The 25,695-nt window shown below is 59.6% G+C and carries 21 protein-coding genes and 1 tRNA gene; 15 read left to right on the forward strand and 7 right to left on the reverse strand.

The window, feature by feature from the left end; genetic code table 11:
* Positions 1 to 55: 55 nt before the first annotated feature.
* The 6 genes from birA (at position 56) to AC5P8Z_RS17480 (ending at position 10,516) form a co-directional block, all read left to right on the forward strand.
* Positions 56 to 1,021: a bifunctional biotin--[acetyl-CoA-carboxylase] ligase/biotin operon repressor BirA gene (birA, locus tag AC5P8Z_RS17455; RefSeq protein WP_495229615.1), complete on the forward strand. Its 966-nt coding sequence runs from the start codon at positions 56 to 58 to the stop codon at positions 1,019 to 1,021.
* Positions 1,018 to 1,749, forward strand: coding sequence for a type III pantothenate kinase (locus AC5P8Z_RS17460; RefSeq protein ID WP_495229616.1), 732 nt, complete (start codon positions 1,018 to 1,020; stop codon positions 1,747 to 1,749). The genes birA and AC5P8Z_RS17460 overlap by 4 nt, the downstream gene beginning before the upstream one ends.
* A 9-nt stretch (positions 1,750 to 1,758) precedes the next feature.
* Positions 1,759 to 2,610 (forward strand): SPOR domain-containing protein, encoded by an 852-nt coding sequence (locus AC5P8Z_RS17465; protein WP_286070650.1) that lies wholly within the window; start codon positions 1,759 to 1,761, stop codon positions 2,608 to 2,610.
* Between the two features lie 40 nt (positions 2,611 to 2,650).
* Positions 2,651 to 2,726: transfer RNA gene (locus AC5P8Z_RS17470), tRNA-Thr, on the forward strand.
* A 173-nt stretch (positions 2,727 to 2,899) separates the two neighbouring features.
* Positions 2,900 to 4,120 (forward strand): tyrosine-type recombinase/integrase, encoded by a 1,221-nt coding sequence (locus AC5P8Z_RS17475; RefSeq protein ID WP_495229617.1) that lies wholly within the window; start codon positions 2,900 to 2,902, stop codon positions 4,118 to 4,120.
* A 336-nt stretch (positions 4,121 to 4,456) separates the two neighbouring features.
* Positions 4,457 to 10,516 (forward strand): ATP-binding protein, encoded by a 6,060-nt coding sequence (locus AC5P8Z_RS17480; protein WP_495229618.1) that lies wholly within the window; start codon positions 4,457 to 4,459, stop codon positions 10,514 to 10,516.
* Between the two features lie 238 nt (positions 10,517 to 10,754).
* Here the strand turns inward: AC5P8Z_RS17480 and AC5P8Z_RS17485 are convergent, their stop codons facing one another.
* Positions 10,755 to 11,390 (reverse strand): DUF2971 domain-containing protein, encoded by a 636-nt coding sequence (locus AC5P8Z_RS17485; protein WP_180877561.1) that lies wholly within the window; start codon positions 11,388 to 11,390, stop codon positions 10,755 to 10,757.
* 770 nt (positions 11,391 to 12,160) lie between these two features.
* Between AC5P8Z_RS17485 and AC5P8Z_RS17490 the strand changes: the two genes are divergently transcribed.
* From AC5P8Z_RS17490 to AC5P8Z_RS17500, 3 genes are all read left to right on the forward strand, one after another.
* Complete coding sequence (locus AC5P8Z_RS17490) at positions 12,161 to 12,505, forward strand: H-NS family nucleoid-associated regulatory protein (protein ID WP_279945737.1); 345 nt, start codon at positions 12,161 to 12,163, stop codon at positions 12,503 to 12,505.
* A gap of 126 nt (positions 12,506 to 12,631) precedes the next feature.
* Complete coding sequence (locus AC5P8Z_RS17495) at positions 12,632 to 12,754, forward strand: hypothetical protein (protein ID WP_258010005.1); 123 nt, start codon at positions 12,632 to 12,634, stop codon at positions 12,752 to 12,754.
* Positions 12,755 to 13,183: 429 nt separating this feature from the next.
* Positions 13,184 to 13,552: a JAB domain-containing protein gene (locus AC5P8Z_RS17500; RefSeq protein WP_495229619.1), complete on the forward strand. Its 369-nt coding sequence runs from the start codon at positions 13,184 to 13,186 to the stop codon at positions 13,550 to 13,552.
* Between the two features lie 76 nt (positions 13,553 to 13,628).
* Here the strand turns inward: AC5P8Z_RS17500 and AC5P8Z_RS17505 are convergent, their stop codons facing one another.
* Positions 13,629 to 13,916: a helix-turn-helix domain-containing protein gene (locus AC5P8Z_RS17505; RefSeq protein WP_495229651.1), complete on the reverse strand. Its 288-nt coding sequence runs from the start codon at positions 13,914 to 13,916 to the stop codon at positions 13,629 to 13,631.
* A 288-nt stretch (positions 13,917 to 14,204) separates the two neighbouring features.
* Between AC5P8Z_RS17505 and AC5P8Z_RS17510 the strand changes: the two genes are divergently transcribed.
* Together AC5P8Z_RS17510 and AC5P8Z_RS17515 are read left to right on the forward strand one after the other, a co-directional pair.
* Positions 14,205 to 14,549, forward strand: coding sequence for a hypothetical protein (locus AC5P8Z_RS17510; RefSeq protein WP_279945735.1), 345 nt, complete (start codon positions 14,205 to 14,207; stop codon positions 14,547 to 14,549).
* A 676-nt stretch (positions 14,550 to 15,225) separates the two neighbouring features.
* The gene (locus AC5P8Z_RS17515) at positions 15,226 to 15,843 is read left to right on the forward strand and encodes a hypothetical protein (RefSeq protein WP_180877565.1); all 618 of its coding nucleotides are present in this window, start codon (positions 15,226 to 15,228) and stop codon (positions 15,841 to 15,843) included.
* Between the two features lie 135 nt (positions 15,844 to 15,978).
* Here AC5P8Z_RS17515 and AC5P8Z_RS17520 read toward each other — a convergent pair whose 3' ends face one another.
* The gene (locus tag AC5P8Z_RS17520) at positions 15,979 to 16,302 is read right to left on the reverse strand and encodes a hypothetical protein (protein ID WP_495229620.1); all 324 of its coding nucleotides are present in this window, start codon (positions 16,300 to 16,302) and stop codon (positions 15,979 to 15,981) included.
* Between the two features lie 1,221 nt (positions 16,303 to 17,523).
* Between AC5P8Z_RS17520 and AC5P8Z_RS17525 the strand changes: the two genes are divergently transcribed.
* The 3 genes from AC5P8Z_RS17525 to AC5P8Z_RS17535 are packed head-to-tail and all read left to right on the forward strand — an operon-like array spanning position 17,524 to position 19,630.
* The gene (locus AC5P8Z_RS17525; RefSeq protein WP_279945731.1) at positions 17,524 to 17,832 is read left to right on the forward strand and encodes a helix-turn-helix transcriptional regulator; all 309 of its coding nucleotides are present in this window, start codon (positions 17,524 to 17,526) and stop codon (positions 17,830 to 17,832) included.
* Between the two features lie 2 nt (positions 17,833 to 17,834).
* Positions 17,835 to 18,176 (forward strand): hypothetical protein, encoded by a 342-nt coding sequence (locus AC5P8Z_RS17530; protein ID WP_495229621.1) that lies wholly within the window; start codon positions 17,835 to 17,837, stop codon positions 18,174 to 18,176.
* Positions 18,173 to 19,630 carry a YfjI family protein gene (locus AC5P8Z_RS17535; RefSeq protein WP_279945729.1) on the forward strand — a complete coding sequence of 486 codons (1,458 nt, stop codon included), beginning with the start codon at positions 18,173 to 18,175 and terminating at the stop codon, positions 19,628 to 19,630. Before AC5P8Z_RS17530 ends, AC5P8Z_RS17535 begins: the two co-directional genes overlap by 4 nt.
* Positions 19,631 to 19,757: 127 nt before the next feature.
* On the opposite strand, the gene AC5P8Z_RS17540 is transcribed toward AC5P8Z_RS17535, so the two are convergent.
* From AC5P8Z_RS17540 to AC5P8Z_RS17555, 4 genes are all read right to left on the reverse strand, one after another.
* The gene (locus AC5P8Z_RS17540) at positions 19,758 to 20,492 is read right to left on the reverse strand and encodes a MobA/MobL family protein (RefSeq protein ID WP_495229622.1); all 735 of its coding nucleotides are present in this window, start codon (positions 20,490 to 20,492) and stop codon (positions 19,758 to 19,760) included.
* A 732-nt stretch (positions 20,493 to 21,224) separates the two neighbouring features.
* Positions 21,225 to 22,433 carry a hypothetical protein gene (locus AC5P8Z_RS17545; protein WP_495229623.1) on the reverse strand — a complete coding sequence of 403 codons (1,209 nt, stop codon included), beginning with the start codon at positions 22,431 to 22,433 and terminating at the stop codon, positions 21,225 to 21,227.
* A gap of 263 nt (positions 22,434 to 22,696) precedes the next feature.
* Positions 22,697 to 23,440, reverse strand: a complete 744-nt coding sequence (locus tag AC5P8Z_RS17550) for a hypothetical protein (RefSeq protein ID WP_495229624.1) — start codon at positions 23,438 to 23,440, stop codon at positions 22,697 to 22,699.
* Between the two features lie 906 nt (positions 23,441 to 24,346).
* Positions 24,347 to 24,499, reverse strand: coding sequence for a hypothetical protein (locus AC5P8Z_RS17555; protein ID WP_495229625.1), 153 nt, complete (start codon positions 24,497 to 24,499; stop codon positions 24,347 to 24,349).
* A 452-nt stretch (positions 24,500 to 24,951) separates the two neighbouring features.
* Here AC5P8Z_RS17555 and AC5P8Z_RS17560 point away from each other — a divergent pair, with 452 nt between their 5' ends.
* Positions 24,952 to 25,527: a hypothetical protein gene (locus AC5P8Z_RS17560; protein ID WP_180877579.1), complete on the forward strand. Its 576-nt coding sequence runs from the start codon at positions 24,952 to 24,954 to the stop codon at positions 25,525 to 25,527.
* Positions 25,528 to 25,695 lie beyond the last annotated feature (168 nt).

Below are 25,695 nucleotides of genomic sequence, written 5' to 3' on the forward strand. Positions count from 1 at the left end.
GGGCGTCGCTGGCGGCTTTCCCGCATAATTCCTTCCTGACTTCGTGGAAGCTGCCGTGGACGATCGCCAATTGCTGGCCAAACTCGCTGCCGGTCGCCTGTCCGGCGACGCCCTGGCCCGTGAGCTGGGCCAGACCCGGGCGGCCATTTGGAAGCGTATTCAAGGACTTAGGGCCGCTGGCGTGGACGTCGAGGGCCGTGCCGGTGAGGGCTACGGCCTGACCCGTCCGGTGGACCTGCTGGACCCGGACGCGATCCGGGCCGGCCTGCCGGCCGACGTCCTGCCGCTGCTGCACGACCTGCAGGTGGCTTGGACGGTGGACTCGACCAACGCCGAATTGCTGCGTTGCAGCGCGCCCCAGCGCGGCGTTTGCGTCCTGCTGGCCGAGCGCCAGACCGGTGGCCGCGGCCGCCGGGGCCGCAGCTGGGCCTCACCGCTGGCTGCCCACGTCTACTTGTCGGTGCTGCGCCTGTTCTCCGGTGGCCTCGGCCGTCTGGCCGGGCTGAGCCTGGTGGCCGGCATCGCCGTGGCCGAAGCCCTGCACGACCTGGGCTACACCCAGGCGCAGCTGAAGTGGCCGAACGATCTGCTGGTCGACGGCCGCAAGCTGGTCGGCCTGCTCGCCGAGGGCGGTGGCGAATACGCCGGCCCGGCACGCGCCGTGATCGGCATCGGCATCAACACGCACATGCCGCCGTCGTTCGGCGAGCAGATCACCCAGCCGTGGGTGGACCTGGATACGTTGGCCGGCAAGCCGGTGGATCGCAACGTGGTTGTTGCTGCCGTGCTGACGCGCCTGCTGCCGGCGCTGGAAGAATTCGACCGCGAAGGTCTCGCGCCGTTCCTGCCGCGCTACGCCGCTTTCGACATGCTGGCCGGCCGCGAAGTGCGGGTGGAACTGGACGGGCAGTGGCAGCACGGCACCGCGCTCGGCCTGGCCGATGACGGCGCGCTGCGCGTGCGCATCGATGGCCGCGAGCGCCTGCTGCACGCCGGCGAAGTCAGCGTGAGGGCGGCATGAGCGATTGGTTGTTCGACCTGGGCAACTCGCGCTTCAAGTTCGCGCCGTTGCAGGGTGACCGTGCCGGCGACGTGCAGGCCTGGGCGCATGGCGCCGAAGGCATGGCCGGGCAGCCGCCACACAGCCTGCCCAGCGGCCGCACCGCATTCGTCGCCAGCGTGGCCGCACCGTCGCTGACCAGCGCCATGCTGGACCAGCTGCAGCGCCGCTTCGAAAACGTGCATGTCGTGCGCACCAGCGCCGAATGCGCCGGCGTGCGCATTGCCTATGCCAAGCCGGAAAAATTCGGTGTCGATCGCTTCCTGGCGCTGCTGGCCGCCGCCAAGGCGCAGCGCACGGTGCTGGTGGTTGGCGTGGGCACCGCACTGACGATTGACCTGCTCGACGCCGACGGCCAGCACCACGGCGGCCGCATTTCCGCATCGCCCACCACCATGCGCGAAGCACTGCACGCCCGCGCGGTGCAGCTGCCGGCTACCGGTGGTGACTACAGCGAGTTCGCCAATGACACCGTCGACGCGCTGGCCTCCGGCTGCGATGGTGCGGCCGTATCGCTGATCGAACGCAGCGCCCAGCAGGCGAACGCGCTACTGGGCCTGGCGCCCTCGCTGCTGGTGCATGGCGGTGGCGCACCAGCGCTGATGCCGTTGCTGCCCGGTGCCGATTACCACCCGTCGCTGGTGCTGGATGGTCTCGCCCGCTGGGCGGTGCACCAGCCCGCAGGCTAGTATCCGCGCATGCTGACCCGTGCCCTGATCGTCGTACTGGCCATCCTCAATCTTGGCGTCGCCTGCTGGTGGCTGCTGCGCGATGCACCGCAGAAGCCTGCGCCGCCGCCGCAACCGGCCGGTGTGGCCGAGCTGCGCTGGGTGCCCGGTGGTGGGGATGCCGCTGCGGCTGCCGAAGCCACGGCCGCCGCGCCGACTGCGCCGCTGGTGGAGCGCGAATCGGCCGAGAAGACGGCTGTGGCTTCGACGCCTGCGCCCGTTGCGCCGGCCAAGCCGGAGATCGCCAAGCCGCAGGTGGCCGAGGCTGCGCCGGTTGCTGCCGCCGCCAAGCCGGTGACGCCGCCCGCACCCGTTCCGGCGTCGGAAAAGCCCGCGACCCCGCCCGCAGCAGCCGCCGAGCCGCCGCGATGCGTCGCGTTGGGTCCGTTCGCCGACCGCGCCGCCGCGACCAGTGCGCAGGGCAAGGCCGGCAACGTGATCAGCCAGGTGCGTCTGCGCGAACAGCCCGCCGCCAGCGGCAGTGCCCGCTACCGGGTGATGTTGCCGGCCGCCGCTAACCGCGAAGACGCGCAGGCCACGGTAAAGCGCATCGTCGCCGCCGGCCTGAGCGACTACTACATCATCAGCCAGGGCGAGGACGCCAACGCCGTGGCGCTCGGCCAGTACCGTAACCGCGAAGGCGCCGAGCGGCGCATGGCGGCGGTGCAGGCCGCCGGCTTCCAGCCGCGCCTGGTGGCCAGCGGCGATGCCGGCCAGTGGTGGCTGGAAGGGCAGCTGGCGGCGGGCACGCAGCCGGCCCAGGCCCAGCAGCGCAGCGGCGCGGCACAGGGCCGGTCGCTGGAATGCACGCGGTTGCGCTAGAATCCCCGGACCGCGGCACTGCCGCCGGTGATGCACCCATGCCGCTTTAGCTCAGTTGGTAGAGCAACTGTCTTGTAAACAGTAGGTCATCCGTTCGATTCGGATAAGCGGCACCATCCTCCGATCCACTGGCATCCACGGATGTCCACGGTGCACAATCAACCCGCTGAAATAGCGGGTTTTTTTGTGCTTTTTTGTCCCCGGCCGTCCATGAGCATCCACCCAGACTGGGGGTGCAATTGGGGGTACATGGGGAATCAAGCAAGAGAGATAGGAGGATGTACCCCCAATGGCCCATAAGTCGTTGACGGATATGGCTGCAAGGAACGCAAAGGGCAAAGAGAAGCCCTACAAGCTTGCAGCAGGAGCAGGGCTCTACCTGCAGGTCATGCCCAATGGGAATCGCTACTGGCGAATGAAGTACCGCCATGCGGGCAAGGAGAAGTTGCTCTCCATCGGGGTCTACCCAGAGGTGACCCTGAAGGAGGCGTGTGACAAGCGCGACGCCGCGCGCGCGCAGCTGAGAGACGGCAAGGATCCGTCCGAGGAGAAGCAGCTGGGCAAGCTCAAGGCCCAGCTGTCCGCAGATGGTCGCTTCGGAGCTGTGGCCCTTGAGTGGCTTGAGACAAGAGGTGACCTGGCAGAAAGCACGCGGTCCAAGGCCAAGTGGATGCTTGAGACATACGCATTCCCATGGCTGGGCAAGCGCTCAATCGAGGACATCAGCACTGCAGAGGTTCTGGCAGTTCTGCGCCGGCTTGAAGCCCAGGACAAGATTGAGTCGACCCAACGACTGCGGCAGATCTGCGGCCAGGTGTTTCGATACGCAGTGGCCACCGGTCGGCTTGATCGGGATCCTACTGCCGCCCTGCGAGGGGCTTTGAAGACCGCGAAGAACCGTCACTATGCCTCGATCACGGATCCAGCAAAGATTGGAGAGCTACTGCGGGCGATTGACGGGTATACGGGACAGCTCACTACCCTCTGTGCCCTCAGGTTCGCGCCGTTGGTGTTCGCCCGCCCAGGCGAACTGAGGAAGGCGGAGTGGTCCGAGATTGACTTCGAGACTGGCCAATGGTGTATCCCGGCAGAGAAGATGAAGATGGGCGTTGCACACATCGTCCCTCTATCAAAGCAGGCCATGGCGGTTCTCCGTGAGCTTCACCCGGTGACCAGCAGGAGTCGTTACGTCTTTCCTTCAGTGCGCAGTTTGCGGGATCCCATGAGCGAGAACACTGTCAACGCGGCACTGCGTAGGCTGGGCTACGGTACTGACGACATGACAGGTCATGGATTCCGGAGCATGGCGTCCACCCTCCTGCACGAGATGGGTTGGACCTCAGATGCAATTGAGCGGCAATTGGCTCATGCGGAGCGAAATCCAATCAAAGCAGCCTACAACCGCGCTGAGCATCTTCCAGAACGACGTCGGATGATGCAGGCATGGGCTGACTACTTGGACAAGCTGAAGACTGGAGCGAAGAAGCCGCAGCTGCTCGCGGTTGCGTAAGCCTGACATCTGGTTGATAGCCCTCAGCCAAGAATGTCGATAGTGCATAGCCGCCGCCCTAGCAGCGGCTATGCCAAATCGGAGTTCCGCTTCCGGCCGTAAGCGCACATCCGGCCTACCCTCGATGAACAAATTTAACCTACTTTCCAGTGGATGATTGCCTACGGGCTAATCTCAGTGGTAGGCCGAGCAACGACCCGCGCGAGGGACGGATGTGACTGACGGCGGATATACTGCGCTTATCAGTGGCGCGCGATGTGCTGCCGGCAAATCCACTCGTGCTGGACGCACTCTGTGTTGCTGGCGGGATCTACCTTCCCTATCCAGTCCATTCTCATGGCCTCTAAAGTGCGCAAAAACTCAAGGACGTTTGCCGTTGCAGCTCCCGCAGTGGCACCGGCGGAAGGCGAACGCCGAGCTCTTCGTGGATTTATCGGACAATTCGAGCGCTCTGGGGCTGCAATCTACGCTGCGCTTGAGCGCGACGAGCTACGTTGGATTGGCGTCGCCGATCGCAATGCCGGAATTGCAGACGACCTGGTGCTTGGATTCGACGGATTGGTTGTCGGTCACCAGTTCAAGACGTCCAAGTTCCCTAAAGCTTTCACTGTTGAGACGTTACTTACTGGTGCCAATGGCCTCTTGCAGCCATTGGTCTATGCTTGGCAATCTTTGCGCAATGACAATCTGGGAAGTCGTGTTGAGATTCACTTGGTTGTCAATGACTTTCCATCGACCACTGACAAGCCAGGTGACGGTACCCCATCACACAGCGCGGCATTCCTTGAAGAGTTTCAACTGCATCCAGATCGGTCGCTGTCGGATTGGTGCAAGTCAAAATGGGGACGACTAATCGACCACCTGCGTCGCGAAGCCGGCTTGGACGATGACAACTTCGAAAAGTTCTTGCACAGCCTCCGTGTGGTTTGCGGAGCTGCGGCGAATTTTGTCATGTCCCATAAGCTGAACTCTGAGCAGGCGCGACAGGCATCGGAGATCGCCAGCGTACTGCCAAAGCTAGTCGCCGATGAACGCGACAAGGATAGGTGGACGCGTGACGAGCTACTCCGTGAGCTTGGATGGGGCGATCCCGCCAAGACGCTGCTCATCCATCGTTTCCCAATCGGCGCTTATGTCCAGCGAAACCGTGACACTGAGGTCAAGCTTCTGTCCGCGCTGCATGCCGCCGACCAGGGCTACATCTCACTCATAGGGCCGCCCGGCTCCGGAAAATCCACTCTCCTGCAGGTCGCACTGGCCACTGAGGCAGGTGTACGGCTCGTTCGTTATTTGGCGTACGTGCCGGGCGCTGCTCAAGGCGTGGGCCGTGGGGAGGCCGACTGCTTTCTGGCCGACGTAGGTACCCAACTGCGAAACAGCGGTTTGGTTGGACTTCGTCTTCGCGATGACTCACTGTCAGAGCGTCGCGAACAATTCGGCGTCTTGGTGCGGCAGGCTGGCGAGCGCTTTGCTCGCGACGGGATCCGTACAATCATCGTTGTCGACGGGCTCGACCATGTGCCTCGCGAAGAACGGCCGACCAATTCGTTCCTGGGAGAGCTGCCTCTTCCTGCAGCCATCCCCAATGGGGTTGTGTTCGTACTTGGCACGCAGCGGCTGGATCTCGCGAATCTGAAGCCCGCCGTAAAAGCGCAGGCGGAAAAGACTGAGCGACAGGTCCTGATGGCGCCTCTCGGCCGCGAAGAGATCGCCCGGATGGCAGATGCGCTAGGCGTTCCAGCGGCGATTCCGAGGTTGGATCTGAGCAATCTCACGCACGGCCACCCGCTCGCAACGCGATACCTGATTCAGGCCTTGTTGCACGCTGATGAAGCCGGCCGCAAAGACCTTCTCAGCGGCGGGATGGCATTCGACGGCGATATCGAGACCGTATACGCGGCCGCGTGGCGGGAGATCGCATACGATGCTGATGCAATGGACGTGCTGGGCTTTATCGCTCGGGCCGAGGCACCCATAGACCTGCGACTGCTGGCCATGATAGTCAAGGAGCCCGCGATTGAACGCGCCCTGATCATTGCACGACACCTGCTCGTCAGTTCATCTCAAGGGTGGAGCGTCTTCCACAACAGCTTTAGGCTGTTCGTCATCGCTCAGCCGCGAGCCCGCCTCGGGAGCGTCGATGCCGAATACTCGCAGCGCGTATACCGCGACCTCGCCAAGTTGGCGAAGAGCGCGCCGCCTGAATCGGCGCAGTACTGGCTTGAGCTGCGCTACCGCGCCCGTGCCGGCGACGGTGCCGATGTACTTGCATTGGCGATACCCGCTCGCTTCAGGCAGCAACTAGCTGAAGGGCGCTCCATCGCCGAGATCCACGCCGATATCCACCTGGCCCTGCTGGCAGTGCGTGCAACGCACGACGCGACTGCATTTGTAAGACTGCTGCTGTGTCGTGACGAAGTGGGGCGGCGCGAGTCAGCCCTTGAGTACGCCAACCAGCTTCCGCTGGCAATGCTGGCGGTCGGGAACATTGATGCAGCACTCTCCTTCGTGAAGGACTTCCCCGGCCAGGGCTACGAGGTCGTCGACGCCCTGCTTGCGCGAGGCGACTTCGAGCGAGCGAAGGAGCTGTTCGAAGGCCTCGATCCGCTATCGCAGCTCCATACGCCCAAGTTCCAGAACCACGGGTTGAACCATAACGTTAATGAGTTCGAAAGATGGGCAAGACGCGTCTTCCACTTCCGAGACGCCGAGCAGATCCAGGCAGCGATTGATCACGTCGCCACATATGGGCTGCGCGATACCGAGCCGATGGATCCGGCAACTGTCGCCGCGCTGCGGCTACATCTGAGGAGGGAAGTCGCAAAGGCGATGCTCGTGCAGAAAGCAGACTCCGATCCAGAGGAACTGTGCAGCAAGCTTGGAGTAGCCGACGAAGACAAGCCGTCGGTAATGGTTCACGCGGGGCTCGCGGCCAGTCGGCGCGGCGACATTGCGCAAGCGCTTGCGCTGTTTGATGCTGCCACTGCCCTTCCAGGTTTCGGGGAGGTGCCCAACCACTACCGCCGTCGGATGGCGCTGATTGCATTCGCAGCTGACCGCCGTCACCTAGCCGAGGCCCTGTTCGACAAGCTGGTTGCACCGATGATCTCCATGTCCGATGACAAAGCGGACTTGGCTGGGCTGGGTGGTCTGGTCGGCGCAGTGATGGATCACGCACGGCTTTGTACATTGCTCAATAGGCCGCTGCCGAGTCCGGCACCGTCGAAGTACACCTTCCTTCATCCATTCCAACAGCACGCCGCAACGATAGGTGTGCTCCTGGGCCGCAGCGCCCACGATAACGGCTCCTTGCCTGCAGGCGGCATCCAGGACGCAGCCCGCGCCTGCCTTGGGTATGTCCTACGTCTGGCACCAGAGGACGGCATCGACGCATACCGCATTCAGCAGGCCTTGAAAGCAGCCCCCGTGTTTGTGAAGGCGCTACTGAGGCTTGGCGCCGAGCGAGGCGAGACTGAGTATCGCGCAGTACTACGGGAAACTGAAGCAGCCATTGCCTCATCGACGTTGAGTGGTACTGACTACCTTCGACGCAGATTGGCTGTCGATGCGTATCGGGTTGACGGTGACCGGGCGGCTGCAGTTGTTCGGCTCAACGCGCTCCTAGTGGAGCTTCAGGAGAGTACACCGAGCGAGCAGATCGACGGGTTAGCTAATCTGGCCATCGGATTGGCTTCGGTCGGAGACGTGGAGCGGGCGAAACAGTTGCTGGCGACAGTTCCCGATCAATGCCTTGGCTACGCGCTGGCCCCCAAGAAGGACCCGCAGTACGCAGTCTGGCGAGACATCCTAGTCCTTGCGAATGCAGCTGACCCTGAGGGCCGTGTCAAACGTGTCTCAAACTTGTTGCGCCAGGTCGACGGCATGACGGAAACGGAAGGTTCCTCGGCCGCGCATCGCCTAACAATGTCGCTGATAGAGGAAGCGATGCAGGTCGGGCCCGGCTTCGGCTTCGAGGTGTCAGAGACACTGGCGGATTGGCATTTGATTGGCTGGCCGAACCGCGTCGACCTGCTCATGAAAGGGATGGTCCGGCGAAGCCCTGAACTCGTCCTGGTTTGCGCGACCGTCTGGTGCGGTCTGTGTTTGCCTTTCTATATGGAACCTCACTACCGGGACCCGTACCACGTCGGTGACTTCATCAACGTCGCCGCTGACGCAGCCGGCCCTGATCAGATTGAGGCGCTTGCGCTGATGCTATTGGACGCCGTTGAGGTGACCAGCAGAGCGCATGAACGGGTAGCGCTGCTCCAGCGCATCCGCACGGCTTCCGGAAAGCATGGGTTCTCGTCGGCCGATCTCGAAGCTGCGGTCGCCCGGTGGAAGTCAGAAGCACCGGAACCTCGACACTCGTATACGCCCAGTAAGTACGACGCGGAAGCCACTCTCGAGGACCTTGAGCACGCATTTGAAGCGGATGGCGCCGATCTGAACTACAACGCTCCTTACCGCTTCAGAGAGCTGGCTGACACCGCTCCACTTCATCTAGCGAAGAGGATGTTTGAGCGTTGGCAGAAATTGCAAGACAGTGCGCCCTGCCGCTTCCTGATGGTGAAGCGGTTTGCTGCGGCGGGTGAGGTCGAGTACGCCAGGAAGCTGATGCAAGGCTACGAGACAGGCAAAGACCCTTGGAGCTCGTGGAGCCAGTGGATGGGCGGCGGCAAGTTTTTCTACTTTGAGGCGAAGAAGATTTTGCAGGGAGCATCTACGTGCCCTGCCGCCTTTGAGAACATCGTCGACTCGGTGACAGCGGGCCAGGAAAACACCCAGTCGCTGCTTGCAGAGCTAGACTCGATACTGCCGGTAATCAGCGCGATGCCAGATTGGCCGGCCATCTGGTCGCTGCTTGAGGAGCAGATGACCTACACTCGCGAGTTCCAGTTGGGACGGCCCTTCCAGTCCAGCGAGCTACCGCTCAACGACACCGAGCTTCTGGAGGATTTGCTGCATTTTGCCTACCGGCTTCCGGTTGCAGAACTTCAGCGCCATGCACGCAACACGACGCTGACCCTGGGAGAGCAAGGTGGGCTTGGTCAAACTCTGTTTACGTCTGTCAGTCGGCGACTCATGGACGGTGTGTTGGACGCTCCGTTGCAGGCGCTCGGAACGCTGTTGTCTACTGACAGCGAGCACCTTAAACCCGAGTTGGGCAGCGCCGTAGCTACGCTGGTCAGTCACCCTGACATCGCGGTAGCAGAGTCAGCCGCGCTATTGTCGCATCGGTGGGGGCTGACTGTTTCTGTAGATTCGACTCAGTTGCCGCTCTTCTATCGCCTCGAGCTCGGCCATCTGCCAGAGGGCGACCAGGCATTCACCGATGAGAGAACTGGCGCAATGCGCGTCGAGTCGCTGCTTGGCTGGACCGATATGTTGCGCTCGACGGCACGTCACATTGCGAAGGCAGCTGACATTGAGGAAGTGACTGTCCGCCGCCGGGCCGCGATGTTCATCCAGAACTGGGGAGGGCTTGATGCATTTGGGCCCTCTGGCGTCGATAGGCTTGAAGCTCAGCTTCGCGTCCTTGATATGAAGATCACTTACCTGAAGCCCCATGCCTACATCGCCATTGCTGCCCTCCGCCACGTCGCGGGAGAGCTGCGGCTTGCCGGCAGGCTCAACGACCGCGACAAACTGGTGCTGTTGGAACAGTTGGGCTGCCCGCTTCCGCCGCGACAGTGGACGCTTCCGCGAGTTCGCCCCGAATGGATTCGACTGCCGCTGATTGACCCCAGTGCAGGCTGGTCCGAGCGAGCGCGGAAGTGGGTTGACGAGGTTGAAGGAGACGTTGCCCCTTTCCCAGTCCACCGTGACGGCCAAGTTGTGGCCGAAGTGTCCCGCTTCCATATCCTCAAGGCGCGGCTGTCAGAGCATCGCCTCTACCGCTTTAGAGCGCCCTCGGCAGAAACTGATGGTGAAGACTTCGGCAATTGCTATGCCAAGCTGCCCATAGTTGTTTGGGTAGGCCAGTACGTCGCACTTGACCATGATCTGGCGCCGACGCTGATAAGGCGAGTTGTCTGCTCCGTGGACATGGGGTGCGACACAGCGGCTTACCCATTCGCCCTGTGCCCGAATTGGGCGGAGCGACTTCGCTGGCGCTCTCAAGAAGAGAATCTGAGCGTTTTCCTGGATGCAAACGGAATTGTGGTCGCGAAGCTTTACTGGTGGCGCGATGCGGGTCCGGTTGATATCGATTCGGATTCTTTGTGGGGGGAGGGCTGCTACCTCGTTGTGACGCCGTCAGGCCTCAAACAGCTCAATTCTGCACGTGGCGGGCGGTCCTTGGGAATCAATGTATTCGCAAGCAGGCAGATAAGGGAGCCAGGTGGCTTCGGGCAAACCCTTCTAAGAACAGCGAAGAGCGGATACTCGGTCTAAAGCCATCCGTGTTCCGCTTCGACGTGGGGTGTTCAAGTAACCGCCTCGATCGCCGTTGGCTTTAGTTCTGGGACGAAATTTGAAGGGACTGCTGCGGTAGCGGCAACCGTTTCTCATTCCTGCGACAGAAATGGCTAGCCGCTTACTAGGTTCGATGTCTACCTATGGCGGGTAGACATTGAACATTGGAACTAGGCTGACCAGCAAAGCAGCTTCGGCCTGAACAAATTGCTGGTGACTACTCTGCGGCCAAATACGGAAGGCCCTGGCATAGCACTTCTAGAGGGATGATTGAGCTGGGTATAGATCTAAAGAACTCAGGCTCATTGTTGATGTGGTTTCGAAGCCTGACTGCATCTTTGGTCGTCTGGACGAGAACGGCAATCGGCTTGGATGGAAGTGTAAAGCTGCCCTCGCAGCGCCACTCCCGTTCGTGAACCCAATTTATGCCTGTTCCATCGACGGCTTCAAGTCTTACGACACGCCACAGCTCACTTTTTGGAATGCCAAGGAGGCCTAGTTCCTCGTCTGAAAGGTACAGAACAGGCCTGCAGCCATCTTTGTACGCGCGTCTCTTTGTTATGACCACCCCGTACGCTTCATATCGAGGCTTCTTGGGATCTGTATTGGACTCATTGAGCACATACTTGAGTGAGCCCAGCGGGACATCCATGAAGCAAGCAGCGGATGACCCGCCCTTGATGTAGCCAGACTTGGTTGTGCTACCAAATATCTCACCAGTGCCAAGAATGCTAACCAGATTCTCATAGGCAGTGAATTTGTCGGTCTTTACCGTATTTCTTGTGAGGTGAACCAAAAACGGGGAAAGATCAGGGCGCTCGAAGAATGGAAGATCATTGTCAGCAGTTGCCATACTCTCTCTCGCAGTGTCTAGATATCCAATTGCCAGGGTCCCTGGTCACGGGTATGCGAAATAACCACAGCGGGTCACATGGTGAACGTTTCTCCACCGTGCTGCTCGATTCTACGGCGGTGGGTTTCAGCTCACAAGTCAATGCAAAACAGAGAGGCGCGATATCAAAACCTCTGGCTCTTCTGGGGAGGCAAGTGTTGAGTATCGGTCGGCTACTGCGCTCGTCCATCTCCGATAGAGGGCTCGGCAACAGCAAGGTGCACGGCATCTTGGCCAGCCGAGAAAGCAGCCCGTAGGGCTGAATCACTTTGAGCAATCACCAGCCAAACGTCTTGCCACGGACCTTCGTGCTCAGGCTTGCCTGGTCCAGCAACCAGTTATAGCCCACATCGTTGGGGTCTGGGTCAGACCAAGGATCGATTTAATGGTGCGGTGCATGCTCGCGGACTTGCACGCCAACTCTGAAGGGCGTCCGTCATCCTTCGCGCAGCGCCGGGTTTTGGCTGTCGTAATAGGCTTTATTTTGCCGGCAGAGATGCGCTTGAATCCCCTTCCTTGAAATAGACTCGTGGCCTTGACGACTCTTAAATCAATTGACGCTGAGATCAAGCAGCTCGAAGCGCAGAAGAAGCTTGTTGAGAATCGTGACAGTGAGCTGCCACAGGCAATCGCTGTTCTCCAGAAGTACTCGGGGAGTTCTCACGGCCGCTCAGCGGCGCCAGCTTGCGAAGCTCGTGGGAAGCGCTGGCGATGACGACGCAGCCGCACCCATGCGAGCGGCGAAGCCTTCGAAGTCTTCAGCTAAGGGACGCACGCTCGGCAAGGTAGCCCCGAAGTACCGTTTGCCCAGCGGCGAGACTTGGACGGGCAGGGGGCTGACGCCGAAGGTCTTCACCGCTTGGGCTAAGTCCGCTGAAGGCAAGGCCTGGAGTGCCGCGAACGTCGGCGAGAAGTATCCTGCCGCAAGTTCAACCAAGCCGCAGGCTAAGGTCGGCAAGGCCGTGCTGAAGAAGGCGCGCAAGGTCGGCGCTAAGGGTAAGGCGGCAAGTGCTCCGGCCAAAAAGGGCGCCGAGAAGATCGCTCGAAAGGCCGTTCGCAAGGCAAAGTCTGCCTGATTTGAAGGCGAGGGCCCCTCTCGACTGGAATCAAAGAAATTTCAAACCTGTACTACGACCTTGAGGACGCTACCGAGAGTCCTTGCGGATAGGGCTCCGCTGGCAGCCCTAGAGGAAGTACACGTGATGTCGAACAGCAAGATCGAGTTGATCTACTGCGTGATGGTGGTCGCCACAGCAGTACTGGCGGGGGTGGTGAAGTGCACCGCCCCAAACAACTGCATCAACTGCAGCTTCATGGATCCCTGATCCCAACTAGCGACATACAGAACGCACAAGGCCCGGCTAGTCCGGGCCTTGTGCGCTTCTGCTGCCAATTACAAAGGAAATGACGATGGTGAACTCAGTTGAAGGTCTGGCCCAGCGCATCCGGGGCCTCTGGATGGCGGCCTTTGCCTCAAGGCTTGGCCGTTGCGACACCGCGAAAACTGGCGACACACAATTAGGAAGCGGAAAAGTGAAGATGCCGCGTGAGCCCCTGACGAGGACGACCACCCGTGCGAGGACTGCCGGCGGTCGCAAGACAGGAGACCGGTGATGCAACTCCAGGCCCGAGTGGATCCCCTAGATCGTAGCCAGTGCGCTGCGATGGAGGCAGCCTCGAAGCTTCGCGATGACCGGGCAATCGCCCGAGCCCTGCGGATACTGCAGCGCCGAGCCTGTAAGCCAGGTCAGGCCATGAGTGACGTCGCCACCTGTGGCGCGTTCTTCCGCCTTCGATTGGCTCATGAGACGCGAGAGCACTTTGAAGTGGCCTTTCTTGACGCTCAACACCGGCTGCTGGCGGTTGAACGGCTGTTCTCCGGAACGATAGGCGGTGTCAATGTCTATCCGCGGATCGTGCTTCAACGGGCACTGGTCCTGAACTCAGGAGCTGTGATCCTGGCCCACAACCACCCCAGTGGGAACCCAGACCCGTCGGCTGCAGATCGAGCTATTACGACACGCCTCAAAGAGGCTCTTGGCCTGGTCGATGTCAGGCTGCTGGATCACTTCGTTGTGACAGCGGACAAGGCGCTATCGATGGCTGCGCGGGGAATGCTTTAACGAAGCAGCTGCCGCTTCATTGATACCTGGCAAGAGAACTTGGTGCAGTGGTCCCGCAGTAAGCGTGGCGCGGCAGTTATAGGGCGGTCCCGGAGTTCTCAATCTTGTCTATGAACTCCTGGCGTCTCTCGGGCGGTAGCTTGGCCAGAGAAGCAAGTGCCATAGCAAGTTCTGCCTGCTGCTTCTCGCCGAGTGTTCCCAGGCACAAGATCGCATCAGCCATCGCTGAGCTGCCTGCAACAAGGTAGGCGGGTGGAACCTCAAGGGCAGCTGCCAGCACGAAAAGCGAATCAAGGCTGACGGCCATTGATTCGCTTTCATATCGGCTTACTCGTGCCGACGCTGTGTCTTTATCCAAGCCCATGCGAACTCCAACTTCACGTTGACTAAGCCCCCGTAAAGCACGGGCTTGTCGCAAGCGTGCAGCAACCACGCCGCGAGGAACGGGCGTATGGCTGTTCATGAACGGTTGGAGGGCTTGGGCCGCATGCCAACAGGATGACGCCACTTCTACGCACGGGGTAGACTCTACGTGGCACGTAAGTTCGGCGCAACCTCAAGGCCAATCAATTGATCGCATGCAGCGGCTTACGTGTCGCTAGCTGCGGGAAACAGTCAAACGGGCAATTCAATTAACAAGGAACAACACACCATGGGCGTCATCCTCTACAACCTTCTGATGATCTTCTTCCTGGTCCCCCTGACGATCAGGGCATACCTGAGCCTCAAGAAAAATAGTCTTCCGTTGCCGCACTTCCAGAACAACGTGGTGGTCAACCGAGTCAAGCTGCGGAAGGCAATCGGGATCTGGTCCCCGATTCTCTTTTGGGCCTTCCACGGCGGCTGGCTGATGTTCAACCTGTCCATTGATGCCTGGATCGGCGTACTGGCGACCATTGCCTACATGGTCTCAAGCGCCTTGCTCTCCAGCCAGATCAAGGCCAAGCAGATCGGGGTCATCCCAGAGCAGGCTGCCAGTGGCAACGACCCAGCCTGATCGGCTTCAAACGGCCAGCTATCGGCTGGCCGCTTCGTGTGACCGGAGTACAAATGAAAAAAAACGATAGACGAGCGGAAAGCTACCTGGGCTAGGGAGCGAGCTTCGGAGCTGTGGGCTCGGGCGACAGCGCTTGATGCAAATCCAAGTGGCGGCTGGAGGGATCGTGCCCGCCGGCGGCGGGCTGCCGATAGGCTGATCAGAGAAGCGGCCTACTACGAGCGGCTGGCGTCTCGGCTTGACGGGCTGATCGCCAGTGAGGATTGGCTGCCGTTCTAGCTCACGGTCTGACTCGGGAGATGGACTGGCAGGGGGCCTTGCGCCCCCTGCCCGGACTCGACGTCATTTTTTCTTTGTACCTTGCGCCGGGCCATTGCGCGACCATTCGGCGCAGAAGATCGGCCGCTTAAGGTCAGCGGCCGATCAGGATCTGGTCCGCTAGTTCAGAACCGCATGCCCTGGATCGGGTGCCAGGTCTGAATTCCCAGCTTTTCTTTCTGGTAGTACGCATAGTTAGTCACTGCAAGCGAAGGCGGCTCTGGCATAGCGGATTCTGCGGTAGGCGCTAGCTGGCCTGTCCGCCTTGGAATCTACAATTCTTCGCCCTGATCGTCCTCTGCGCTAACATTTGGGAGTGGCTCTGGAGTGAACGGAGAGCCTGGTGGGCGAATAGTCCATGGCGCTGTTTCCGTCAGAGGGACATGGCGATCTTATCGATCTTCACTGCGGGCACAGTTATAAGGATGAGGATGTCATGCGGAACCCGGATATTGCGTTGACGGATGAAGAGCAAGCTTTGTTCTTGTCCATCAAGTTCGATTGGACAGATCACGATGATTTGCGTGGATCGCTTGAGCCGATGAGGCTACTTGCAAAGAGTGTCCTTGGGCGAGGTGCGGTACCGGAGGTTCGAATCGCCTTCTTTACGGATCCTGACTTCAACCCCGGTGGGCGAGGTAAGTCGCGCAAACAGGTGTTCGAGGGCAACGGTACTTGTGGTGATGAAATTCTTGGTCACCCAAGCTTCCTCAAGCATCTTGAGTATTTCATTTGCGGCCCAGAGCTTCCTGCTGTTGTGATTGAAAGGTTCAAGAGCGAAGCAACTGGCTCCGGCTATCTTACGGGCGGGGACATAAACGACCTAACGCCCTTCGCGAGATCCTGTGTTCGCTCAAACGGCTTGGACCCTCATCGTGCTGCGGAGGAGTTCTTCAAGCTTGCTGTTGAGTGCGGTGCAATGCCGTCTTCCGCAGAGTCCGTGCGAAGTTCGGTTCGTGCGGTGAAGTTGCGATAGCAAATTGCGATGGTGTCGCAAGTATGCCGAAGGGCCATAGCACTAGAGCTCTACCTTTGGATGCTGCGACTCGAAGAGCTGAGAAGGCAAGCGGGCCGCCCTGTTCGGGGCGGCCCGGGCTACGATCAAGTTTGATCAGATTTCATCGTCGCGCCAGGTGTCGTCCGGGCTTGCGCCATCCTCGCACTCTATATAGATCAGGCCGGCACGTCCGGCTTTAAAGAACAGGAGCTTGCCCCAGACGTCCATGGAGTGTCCGTTGTACGTGCGATCACTATCGGGGTCGTACTCGCCGCTCATGGTGCCGGTCGCCTCGATACTCCACTCCGTTGGAGCTTCCCATAGGTCGCCACTGGTCGTTGCCTCGTCTTCCATGTAGGGGCCTTCTTCGAAGGAGGCATTGCTCTCCGCAGTTGCCATCGCTGTTGAATCGCCCTCGGCGATGGCCAGTTCCAGCATCTCTCGCGCGTATCCATCGTAGAGATCGGATATGCCACTGTGAACGGGAACGGTGGCCACTACCTTCAGCGCTTCGACACAACTATGTACGGCTATCTCGGACAGGCCAATGCTACTGGCCCGGACTACCCCAGCGGAATATTCAGTATCAGCCGCTCGGCGTCGTCGAGATGGTAATCCAGGTTCTGGTCAGACTCTTCGACGTATAGAGCGGCCAAGGTCCTGTAGCCGAGCAATGCGGCGACAACTTCTGATAGATGTGAGCGGGAGATGTTCACGCCCCGCCGGCACATAGCTTGAGATGCCGCATATGCGGCGCTACTGACAAGTTTCATAGGAAATGCCTCTTACTGCTCGAGACGTCGGACGTTTTGTCGTCCTCGGGCAGCCGGCTTTCCGGTCGTCGAAAACGGAGGGGTGCGGTCCTGCAGGTCAATCGGCCTGTTTCAAGCTGTCCGAAGCTTAGGCGGGCGCCCAGCCACTACCATAGCCCCGGAACTTGGGAGACGCAACCAACATGACAATCTGGTCAGATCGGGACGTAGAAGTGGCTTACGACGTGGTCGCCCGTTGGAGGACGCAGCCTGCGGGAACACCTCTGCGATCCGTGACATTCTCCGCAGCGCAGAGGTCGAGGTGTCACGAGAATGTTGCGCTCTATGTAGCTGAACACGGGGGTGAAGTGGTCGGAGGGTTCTTGGTCGAACGCGCCGCCAATGCGCCTTGGGTCTACATTCGTGCGCATTCGGTTGTCCATATGGGCGACGAGCTGATTGATCCAACACTGAGCGCTGAGGACCTAGAGGCACAAGCGTTCTTCGTGCACCTCGGGCCGGTGCAAGAGTTTCGCGAGAGAGCTCAGCGTTGGGCGCAGATGCCGGTCCAAATCCCGCAGCCGGAGGCTACGGATGAGTCGTACCTGTAAGAGTGGTTGCCCGCCGTGCGGCATCGATAGGCATACCTTGATCAATGCGATAGAGCAGGGCGCTCAGTCATGCGGTTGCGATTCCGAGACGAGGCCGATTGTCGGGGGCTGATCTAGAGAGCCAGAAGGACTCGATCACTGCGACCTGTTCGCACCGGAATGACTCCAGAACCGAATCCTTGAATTTTTGAGCATGTTGTTCCAGGCCGCACACGGATCAAATGGAACCCGACAGGCACACGGCCTGTCGGGAATCCGGCCGGACTCCTTCACATCAACACCCGAAGGTTTCCAACATGAACACGATCCAGACGCGTTCGGCGCTGATGCCGGACTGTGGCACCGTTTTGCCCGCCGACTCAGCATTCGCTCTTATCCCCGAAGGCCTGCGTGACCGCCCGGCCTTGAGCCTGAAGGAGCTGCTCCGGGTGATCCCGGTTGGCCGCAGCAAGGCCTATATGCTGATGAAGGAGGACCCGACCTTCCCCAGGGGGGTGCCGCTCTACGACGGCGAGAACTCCCCCAAGTTCTACTGGACCCACGAGGCCATCGCCTGGCTGCAGGGCCGTGCCGCCAAGATTGGCGCCAACAAGGGAGGGCTGTGAGCATGAACAGTCTCGCCGACGCCCTGGCTGGCATCCACACTCCTCTGGACCGCCTCCAGCACGCCTTGGATCAGGATCTGAGCCTGGGCAAGAGCAAGCTGGAGATGGATTTCCGCCAGGCTTACCCCGTGCTGGAGCAGTACCTGATGCAGCGGACGCGCAAGCGCTTGGCGATGGAGCGCTTCAATGCCGCCTACGACCACCAGCTGAGTCTGCCCCAGTTCCGTAAGCTGCTGAACGCGGAGCGGGTGCGCCGGCAGGAGACGGGCGACATCGTGGTCTGCTCCGGTTGCGGGCAGCCCGTCCTGAGCTCACCCGCGGCCGAACAGGTGGAGTCCGAATGACCACCACCTTTGGCCGTGTTGCCCCCCGCTATCCACTGAACGCCTTCCTGGTGGTGGCGCGCGAAGCGGGTTACGAGATCTCCCGCAACGTTCAGGCACCGGAGGCGCTGATCGGGATGAGCTTGATCAACGCCATCTCCATGGCGTGCCAGGGACTGATCGACGTCAAGCTGCCCACGGGCCTGATCAGGCCCGTATCGCAGAACCTGCTGATCATTGCCGAATCGGGCGAGCGCAAGTCGACCGTGGCCTCGCTGCTGTTTGCGCCGTTTCGCGACGCTGACACGAAGGCACTGGCAACCCATAAGGAGAAGAAGAGGGCGTACCAGGCCGAACTGGGTGCGTGGGAGGCCAAGCTGAAAGGTCTGCGCAGCGCAGTTGCGCGGGCGGTCAGTCGCGGCCAGGTCAGCGACGAGCTGGAGGCTCGCCTACTGGAACACGGCCGCTGCAAGCCGACCGAACCCCGACTGCGCTACTTCATGCGGCAGGAGATCACCGGCAAAGCAATCACCGAGGCGCTGGTGGGGGACGGGGAGTCGATCGCCATCAGCACCGACGAAGGCCATGTCCTGTTCCGAAGCGAGGCGATGTCTCATCTCGGGCTGTTGAACCGGTTGTGGGATTCCCCGGGCGTGCTGATGCGCGACCGCGCGGACGAGAATCTGCTGGCCATGAATCCCCGGGTGTCGGTCAGCATCATGACCCAGCACGAACCGCTCAAGGCCTTCCTGGATCGAAAGGGGTCGGTTGCAAAAGGCAGCGGCCACTGGGCGCGCTACCTGGTGGGCTGGCCGCAATCGAACATGGGCTTCCGCCAGGTGAGCGGAGAGGAACCGACCTGGGAGCATCTGCCGGCGTTCCAGAAGCGGATTGGGGTGCTGCTGGAGCGTTACCGGACCCAGATCGAATCGGGATCGATCGAGCGCGAACTGATCGAGTTCAGTCTCGATGCGAAGAGCCGCTGGGTTGAACTGGCGCAGGAGACCGAGCGTCTGCTTCGCCAGGGTGAGTACCTGAGCGACATCAACGACTTTGCCGCCAAGGTAATGGAGATCCTGGCACGGCTGGCGGCTGCGATGCACTACTTTGCTGAGGAGGCCGGCCCGATTTCAGTCGATACCCTCAATCGAGCGTTCGAGATCGTCAAGTGGCACGAGAGCGAGTACAAGCACTTGTTCTCGCCTGACTCGGTAGTGCCCCAGGATCTTGTCGATGCCCGGGCCCTGGCGCACTACCTCAAGACCCGGATCTGGCGCGGCCCCTTCTCTGATACCTGGGTTCCGCGTAACCACGTGCTTCGCAATGGTCCCGTCAGGAACCGTAGCCGTCTTACTGCAGCTTTGGACCTGCTCCAGGCGCGTGGTGCTCTATGGATCATGACCGGGGCGATGGACCGGAAGTGCTACCTGCGGCTGGCCGACAACTTCTTTGGCCAGATGCAGATGTCCCTGTAGGATGGGGCAGGGATCGGTGAAGGCGAGGGCGTTGGCCTTCACTCGATCCCTGCTAAGGCCGCTTCTTCCTCTGCAGGCCGGCTGAGGCCCGAGCGACTCTGCGACAAAATCGCAAAGTCGCCCTTGTTCAACAGGGCGCCAGCGGGGTGGCGGCATCATGGCCAGCCCGATACGCCACGTACTGGGCCTTCTCCCCGTCGGCCATCCCCTTGACCAACAACGGACCCAAGTGGCGCTCTGCCCGTCGTTCCAGTCCCTGGTCCCGAAGGCTGCGGTGGTCCACCCTGGCACTGTAGCCGCACTCGGCCAGCATCTCGTTCTGAGTATCGGCCACCAGCTGGCGTCTGGCCGTGACGTCCTGCCGCAGTTCCAACGGACTCTTGCCCCCGCTGTCCTTCCTGCAGCCGCCTTCACTCGGACGGGTCGGGTTGTAGCGCGAGAAGGTTCGATCTGGAGTACGTTCGATTCCATCCGGAACGCGGTCCGAGCACATCAAGTGGACGTGGGGGTTCTCGATACCGCCAAGCGCGCCCTCTGGCGCATGGAGTGCGTACTGGTACGGTTTGGTTCCGGCCAAACGCTGAGCGAGTCGCTCAGCCAGCTCAATCAGTTGGGGTTGGGTCAGCTCGCTGGGCAGTGCGATCTCATGCTCGCGATAGGCCGCGCCGTTGGCACGCTCATGGCGGTCGGCCATGCTCCAGAATGCTTTGGGATCCTCCTGGGCCCATGCCGGTAGGTTGCCGTGACTGGCGTGGACCAAATCCTCTCGCTCGCTGTGCGAGCCCTCCCGCTGGATGTAGCTGCTGTGTCTGCGAGCGGTGCCCCTCTTGCCGCTCTTGATGCTGTAATGGAAGCTTGCCATTGCTGTATCACCCTTTCTCTATGCGTAAACAAAAAAGGCCGACAAGATTGCTCTTGTCGGCCTGTGTGGAGTGGAGTGATTCGTTGTCGAATGCGGTGTGATCAAGAAACGGTAAGTGCGCGTGCTACCGCCCCCTGTATGCATCGCTATGTGGAGGCCTGCCGCACCCTCAAGTACCAGTTCGTAAGCAGAGGCGCTGCTCTACAGCGCCTTCTACTACCTGCGTCGCTCTATCCTGCCGGCTACGAACCCATCACTTCCATATACATAGAGCTGGTGGTGTAAAAAATTACTGATCCAGTAGGTAGTGGTCGGTGACCACTGCATGAGGGAGGGCAAGAGGCCATATCATCGTTCATTGCGGGGTGATCGTGGAATGCACTTGTGGTGTTGATAGGCACACCTTTTCACGGTTCCATCCACCAATAGCTCCGTACCGGCTCGGAATTGGCGGACACGTCAATTACTCTAATTTCCTCGCCGGTCAAAACGATGGCGCGACGATCCATTAGTCGAACTCGTGCCATAGAAGGCTCTGAACCAATCAGCTTGCAGCCTGGAATGAGTGCTCCTCAGCGCCAGCGGAACAACGAGGATAGACAAGTGAAGTTGAATAGTTCCGAGTTGCTTTGGGACAAGTAGCGTGCACCGAAGTCGTTCTTCAGATCGTGGGAGGCTTGACGGGTTGTGAAAGACTTCGGAGGGCTTCGCTCGCCGGCATGGCTCCTCAAGCTATGGCGACGCACTGGTCATCGCATGCACCTCGTGTTTGATCACTAGTGCACATAGCTCCTGCATCCTCGAGAAAGTCAACTTCTCGTCGTGGGTGAGAATGCTGGCGCCTGCATGAACAATTCGACCGCGAATTCGGTATCCCATCTGCATGTCGTTGATAATTTTTTCGCGATCGCGAGCATCGTTACCGATCATGTAGGCGCAGCGATTGGCCATAAGGGTTCCGATTCCTGTGTCTTTGGACATTTTCTCATCGCCCAGGAGTATCTCGAATGCGATTACGACCTGCACAAACTTGACCTGAGCATTGTTGCCTGTGTGGCTATCTAAGAACCAACGCGCTGCGCTCTGCAGTCGGCTGGCTACCCCACTGCTCAAGGCGCTCCGTATCCTCTCTAGTATGATGCTGAGCCTGTCCTCCGAATCAATCTTCCCCAAGAACTCTTCCGAGTAGCCGAGTTCGTTGAAGAAGCCCTGATAGTGGACGTCAAGATCGGAGGTGAAATGCAGGAGTACTTGAACGCCGCCGCTTCGAACTGTGGATATCCTTGTTACACCACTTGTCCCGTATAGCCATGCATTTTTGGCATCTACCACATTGAATGCCAGGAATAGTCCAACAAGCGAATAAAACTGTTCTGTCGCACGTAGAAAGCTGTCCGATTGAAGATCTCGCGATACGTATCCGGCGACTTTTATCTGCGCGTAAACGCGTCTGTCGAATAATTCAGCAGGGGTATCGTGCATCAGGTCAGCGGCGGCCACTCGGTGGTCAGTGTGGTCGCGTAGAGTGGCTCCGGTTATGAGCTGCGTGCAACTGGAAAGATCGATTATGCCATCAACACGGGATAGCGCGTTTGGCCCCAGGCCAGGCATCTGAATCGTGAACTTGTAGTCCCAGGGAAGTGTGCCCAGCAGGTCTATCAGGTGCCGTGATAGCTCCTGAGCTTCCGTTGGAGTGAAAAGCTCGCTAAATGAAGTTGGCCGACGCCACTTGCTCTGCTCTGCAAGTAAAATCGACTCAATTTCACTCCTGATGAAGACAGTAACATGCTGCTCACCTAGGAAGGAGGTCAGCATCTTGTCCAGAGGTGAGCCCCGCGCGATGCAGGCTTGAACGTCATCGAGCCGTAGTGAGGCCGGATCGATTCGATGGCCTCCAAGGACCCGAGATGAGTAGATCGCTGTTGACAGCGTATCGATCAAACTGTCCTTCGTTCCGGATGGTAGTGGGAGTACGACTGGCCTATCCTTTGCGTCTCGGAGATCCTGCAAGTTTTAGTCCTCTATCCGAATTACTCGGGCGCGCCGAGTTGAGTGTGAGCTACGTACTGAGTAATCTGGTGTCGGTGGTATCGCCCAGCGCGTACTGCTTCAATCGCCATCGATCTACGAGCCACAGTTGGGAGCAGGCATCTCAAATGGCGAGCGCAGCTCTGGCGAAAGGATGGCTCGTTCAGGGGCTTGGTTTAGATGCCAGGTTTGATGTAATCGCAGACCAAAGGCACTGGCTGCTCCTTCCAGTCGTACTCATACTCCAGCTGATCCAGGTCGCTGCACTTCAGGAGCATTTGGCTTCCAGTTGGGTTGGTCACAACCTTTCGTGCGAAGTAGCGCCACTTCCAGCTGTTCTCGCCAGGAACCATTCGGGAAACATTGATAAGCCCACAATCCCCCGAAGGTGTGCTGTCCGCAACGATCCACGATTGGAAGATGCCCTGCGAGTACTGTGCCTTGAAAGTTTGCTTGAACGGATTTGTGCCTATGCGGCAGGTCCGTTCCTCTTGTCCGAGGCTCAGCGCAACTGCCTCCTTTAGTCCATCCAGTGTACGGCTAGCGCAGGACCGGCCCAAGGCCGCAGCCCATAGGTGCATGTCCTCCCTCTGCCGCGAACTCATTCTGGACATCGAGCGCACAGCTTCTGGCGGGGTGTCAGCTCCGGGCCTTCCGTTGGCAAGGTCGGTGATCTGGCTGCCGAGCGCACAAAGCTCCTGCCATTTGGTGGAATCAAAAATCCCCGCAGGACGAGTTCCATAGTCTTTGGCAAGTGAGGCTGCCAAGTCAGCAGTCTCTCTGGTAAGGCGAGCTTGGGTGTCGGCAGGTTTGAGCTGCTGTCTAATGCTAGTTTGAACGAACGAGCAGGTCAGTAAACCTTGGGTAGGCGGGTCACATTCATACGTCAGCCAGCCATTATCGACCGTGTTGTAGACCATGCCGCTCGTTGGGACAGGGGCCTCTGCTGATTGGGCTTGGCCGGCAGCTACCCCAAGAACTAGGACCGACGCATATACGCCCCTCATCACCTTTTCCATTGCCGTCCCCTGTCTGACGGCCGAACGCTAGCAGCCTCTTTCAGTTGCCGCAAGGACGCAGCTCTGCCTCGCCCGATGGACATGAGCCTGGTCTAGCTCTCCTAGATAGGCCCGGCAATCTACGGACCAGTGACGTCAGCTACCTTGGCGAGTTTCGCTTCCTTACGCGTGGGCATGACGAAACCACCTTTGGGAAGCCATGTCCCCCCCCAATGCCATTACAGCTTGGAGGCATTGCTCCAGCCTTCATCGGCGTCGTCTGGTTTGCAGCAGATGCTGTGACGCCGCGCATGAGGCTTTCACTTTCCGGAGCAGTCGCCGAGCATTGCCCGGCGCTGCTTTGTGGCTTGGCGTTCCGCAGGACAGCGGATGCCCGCATCAGTGCAGTCGGTTGCTATTATCCACCAGTTCGTTGTAGGCCTTCATGAAGTCCCCCTGCGGACGTATTCCACTGACCTTAGGAGTAGCGCCAAGTGGCTCGCACATAAAGGTTGGGCGCACGGCTCCCATTCGCGATGTGCTGTGCTGGACGGTCGCGGGCAGTAAGATTCACCGACGACATGCCTAATGGCAGGGCAGCACACTGCCACTGCCTGGATCCTTCGATGGGGAGGAGGTCGTTGGTTACACGTTTTCAACAGCCCTGCTCCCGCCGTCACAACAGGCTTTTGATGAACCGACGAAAAAGGCCGACAAGACTGCTCTTGCCGACCTCAATGTGTCAGGACGATTCGTTGGCTAGCGCGGTGCGATGGAGTAAGACCAAACGACAGCAGTTGATCCTACGTGGAGTTCACGATTCACGGGCTAGCGTTCCATCTGGTAGTGTTTGATGGCCACGTCCCTGGCCAGGTTCACACTGTAGAAGTTCAGCGTGTTCAGCCCAGTCGTGATCGCCGTGATGCTCTTCAGATCCAGCACTGAGCGGTACGCGCCCAGTACCGCGATCTGGTATCGCATCCATGCCTAATGGGAACTGGGTAGTGACGGGCTTGAGAGCGCCCAGGTAGAGCATGGTGGGAAGTGGGCGCCAGTCAAGATCCATAGAAAGGTCTTCTCAGGAATGACCGGATCCAACTGGGCGCTTCAGGCCAGCATGATGCGACGGGCAAATGAGCCACCGGCAACTACGCCGATGCGCGCAGTAATTATCGTCACCTTGCGCTCGCACGATGAGAACGCTGACATCTATAACGAGGGGGCTCGAGCGCTCGCGACAGCCAACTGGGTCACACAGACGCTGCCCCTCACTGTACCGATCAACGTTTCCACCTGACCAGGATAGGGCGCCAACTCCTCAGCAAGTAGCAGGGGCTCTGGACTTCTGTCCCCGCATTGTCGATCCGGTGAAGTTGCTGGACTCTCCTTGGTTCACCTTTTAGAAAGATCGAGGTTTAGAACTAATGATAAATATGGAAGTTGCTCTGGAGATCCTCACGGTCTCTGGCGTTGCCGCTGTTGGCGGCGGATTCTTGGTTAGAACTCTTGTGAAGAGCGGGATTGAGGAGGCGGTGAAGCTGAACTTCTCGCGCCACCTTGAAGACTACAAGTCTGAGCTCAGCAGTGAGTTGGAGAAGTTGAAGGTCTCTCTTAGGAATTCCGAGACGTTCTTCTCTCATCAATTGGCAGCTCTGACGGATCTGCGAAGTCTTTTCCGGAGGATCATGCCCAAAAAGTCTGTGCCGGATATGGACTGGCATGAGGCATGTGAGGAGATGGCGCACTCGTTCTCAAAGCATGCTGACGCAATTGGCGAATTTCTATGCAAACATGAGGCGGTTCTGCCCAGCGATGTAATAAAAAAGCTGGATAGCGCTGCGTCTATCGCCACCGACGGGACTTTCGAGTTCACATGGAATCGCCATGACGGTCTTGAGACTACGAAGGATGCCCCTGACATGGCGAACGAGATGTGGCATCTGATCAAGGAGTCAGTGAATCTTCTGCAGACTGCTGTCGATGCTCAGGTGGATCGTCGGGGAGTCTAGCTATCTTCAGGGCCTAGCTTTGGTGGTGTTGCCGGATGTGTGGAGGGGCGTTGGGTGATCCTTCGCGTTCCGGTGTCCGGCGGCACCTTCTCGTGGTTCCTGATACTGCGGGGTGTCCGGATGAGTCCAGTGGCATCCACACTCGCTGGGGGTGCAAATGGGGGTATA

Source organism: Stenotrophomonas sp. YJH_SMC_17 (assembly GCF_059371655.1).

Excerpts from the sequence above, each read along its gene's own strand:
- AC5P8Z_RS17460 (WP_495229616.1), top strand. The coding sequence starts at position 1,018 with ATGAGCGATTGGTTGTTCGACCTGGGCAACTCGCGCTTCAAGTTCGCG.
- AC5P8Z_RS17465 (WP_286070650.1), top strand. The coding sequence starts at position 1,759 with ATGCTGACCCGTGCCCTGATCGTCGTACTGGCCATCCTCAATCTTGGC.
- AC5P8Z_RS17475 (WP_495229617.1), top strand. The coding sequence starts at position 2,900 with ATGGCCCATAAGTCGTTGACGGATATGGCTGCAAGGAACGCAAAGGGC.
- AC5P8Z_RS17480 (WP_495229618.1), top strand. The coding sequence starts at position 4,457 with ATGGCCTCTAAAGTGCGCAAAAACTCAAGGACGTTTGCCGTTGCAGCT.
- AC5P8Z_RS17485 (WP_180877561.1), bottom strand. The coding sequence starts at position 11,390 with ATGGCAACTGCTGACAATGATCTTCCATTCTTCGAGCGCCCTGATCTT.
- AC5P8Z_RS17490 (WP_279945737.1), top strand. The coding sequence starts at position 12,161 with ATGCGAGCGGCGAAGCCTTCGAAGTCTTCAGCTAAGGGACGCACGCTC.
- AC5P8Z_RS17495 (WP_258010005.1), top strand. The coding sequence starts at position 12,632 with ATGTCGAACAGCAAGATCGAGTTGATCTACTGCGTGATGGTGGTCGCC.
- AC5P8Z_RS17500 (WP_495229619.1), top strand. The coding sequence starts at position 13,184 with ATGAGTGACGTCGCCACCTGTGGCGCGTTCTTCCGCCTTCGATTGGCT.
- AC5P8Z_RS17505 (WP_495229651.1), bottom strand. The coding sequence starts at position 13,916 with ATGGGCTTGGATAAAGACACAGCGTCGGCACGAGTAAGCCGATATGAA.
- AC5P8Z_RS17510 (WP_279945735.1), top strand. The coding sequence starts at position 14,205 with ATGGGCGTCATCCTCTACAACCTTCTGATGATCTTCTTCCTGGTCCCC.
- AC5P8Z_RS17515 (WP_180877565.1), top strand. The coding sequence starts at position 15,226 with ATGGCGCTGTTTCCGTCAGAGGGACATGGCGATCTTATCGATCTTCAC.
- AC5P8Z_RS17520 (WP_495229620.1), bottom strand. The coding sequence starts at position 16,302 with ATGCTGGAACTGGCCATCGCCGAGGGCGATTCAACAGCGATGGCAACT.
- AC5P8Z_RS17525 (WP_279945731.1), top strand. The coding sequence starts at position 17,524 with ATGAACACGATCCAGACGCGTTCGGCGCTGATGCCGGACTGTGGCACC.
- AC5P8Z_RS17530 (WP_495229621.1), top strand. The coding sequence starts at position 17,835 with ATGAACAGTCTCGCCGACGCCCTGGCTGGCATCCACACTCCTCTGGAC.
- AC5P8Z_RS17535 (WP_279945729.1), top strand. The coding sequence starts at position 18,173 with ATGACCACCACCTTTGGCCGTGTTGCCCCCCGCTATCCACTGAACGCC.
- AC5P8Z_RS17540 (WP_495229622.1), bottom strand. The coding sequence starts at position 20,492 with ATGGCAAGCTTCCATTACAGCATCAAGAGCGGCAAGAGGGGCACCGCT.
- AC5P8Z_RS17550 (WP_495229624.1), bottom strand. The coding sequence starts at position 23,440 with ATGGTCTACAACACGGTCGATAATGGCTGGCTGACGTATGAATGTGAC.
- AC5P8Z_RS17555 (WP_495229625.1), bottom strand. The coding sequence starts at position 24,499 with ATGCGATACCAGATCGCGGTACTGGGCGCGTACCGCTCAGTGCTGGAT.
- AC5P8Z_RS17560 (WP_180877579.1), top strand. The coding sequence starts at position 24,952 with ATGGAAGTTGCTCTGGAGATCCTCACGGTCTCTGGCGTTGCCGCTGTT.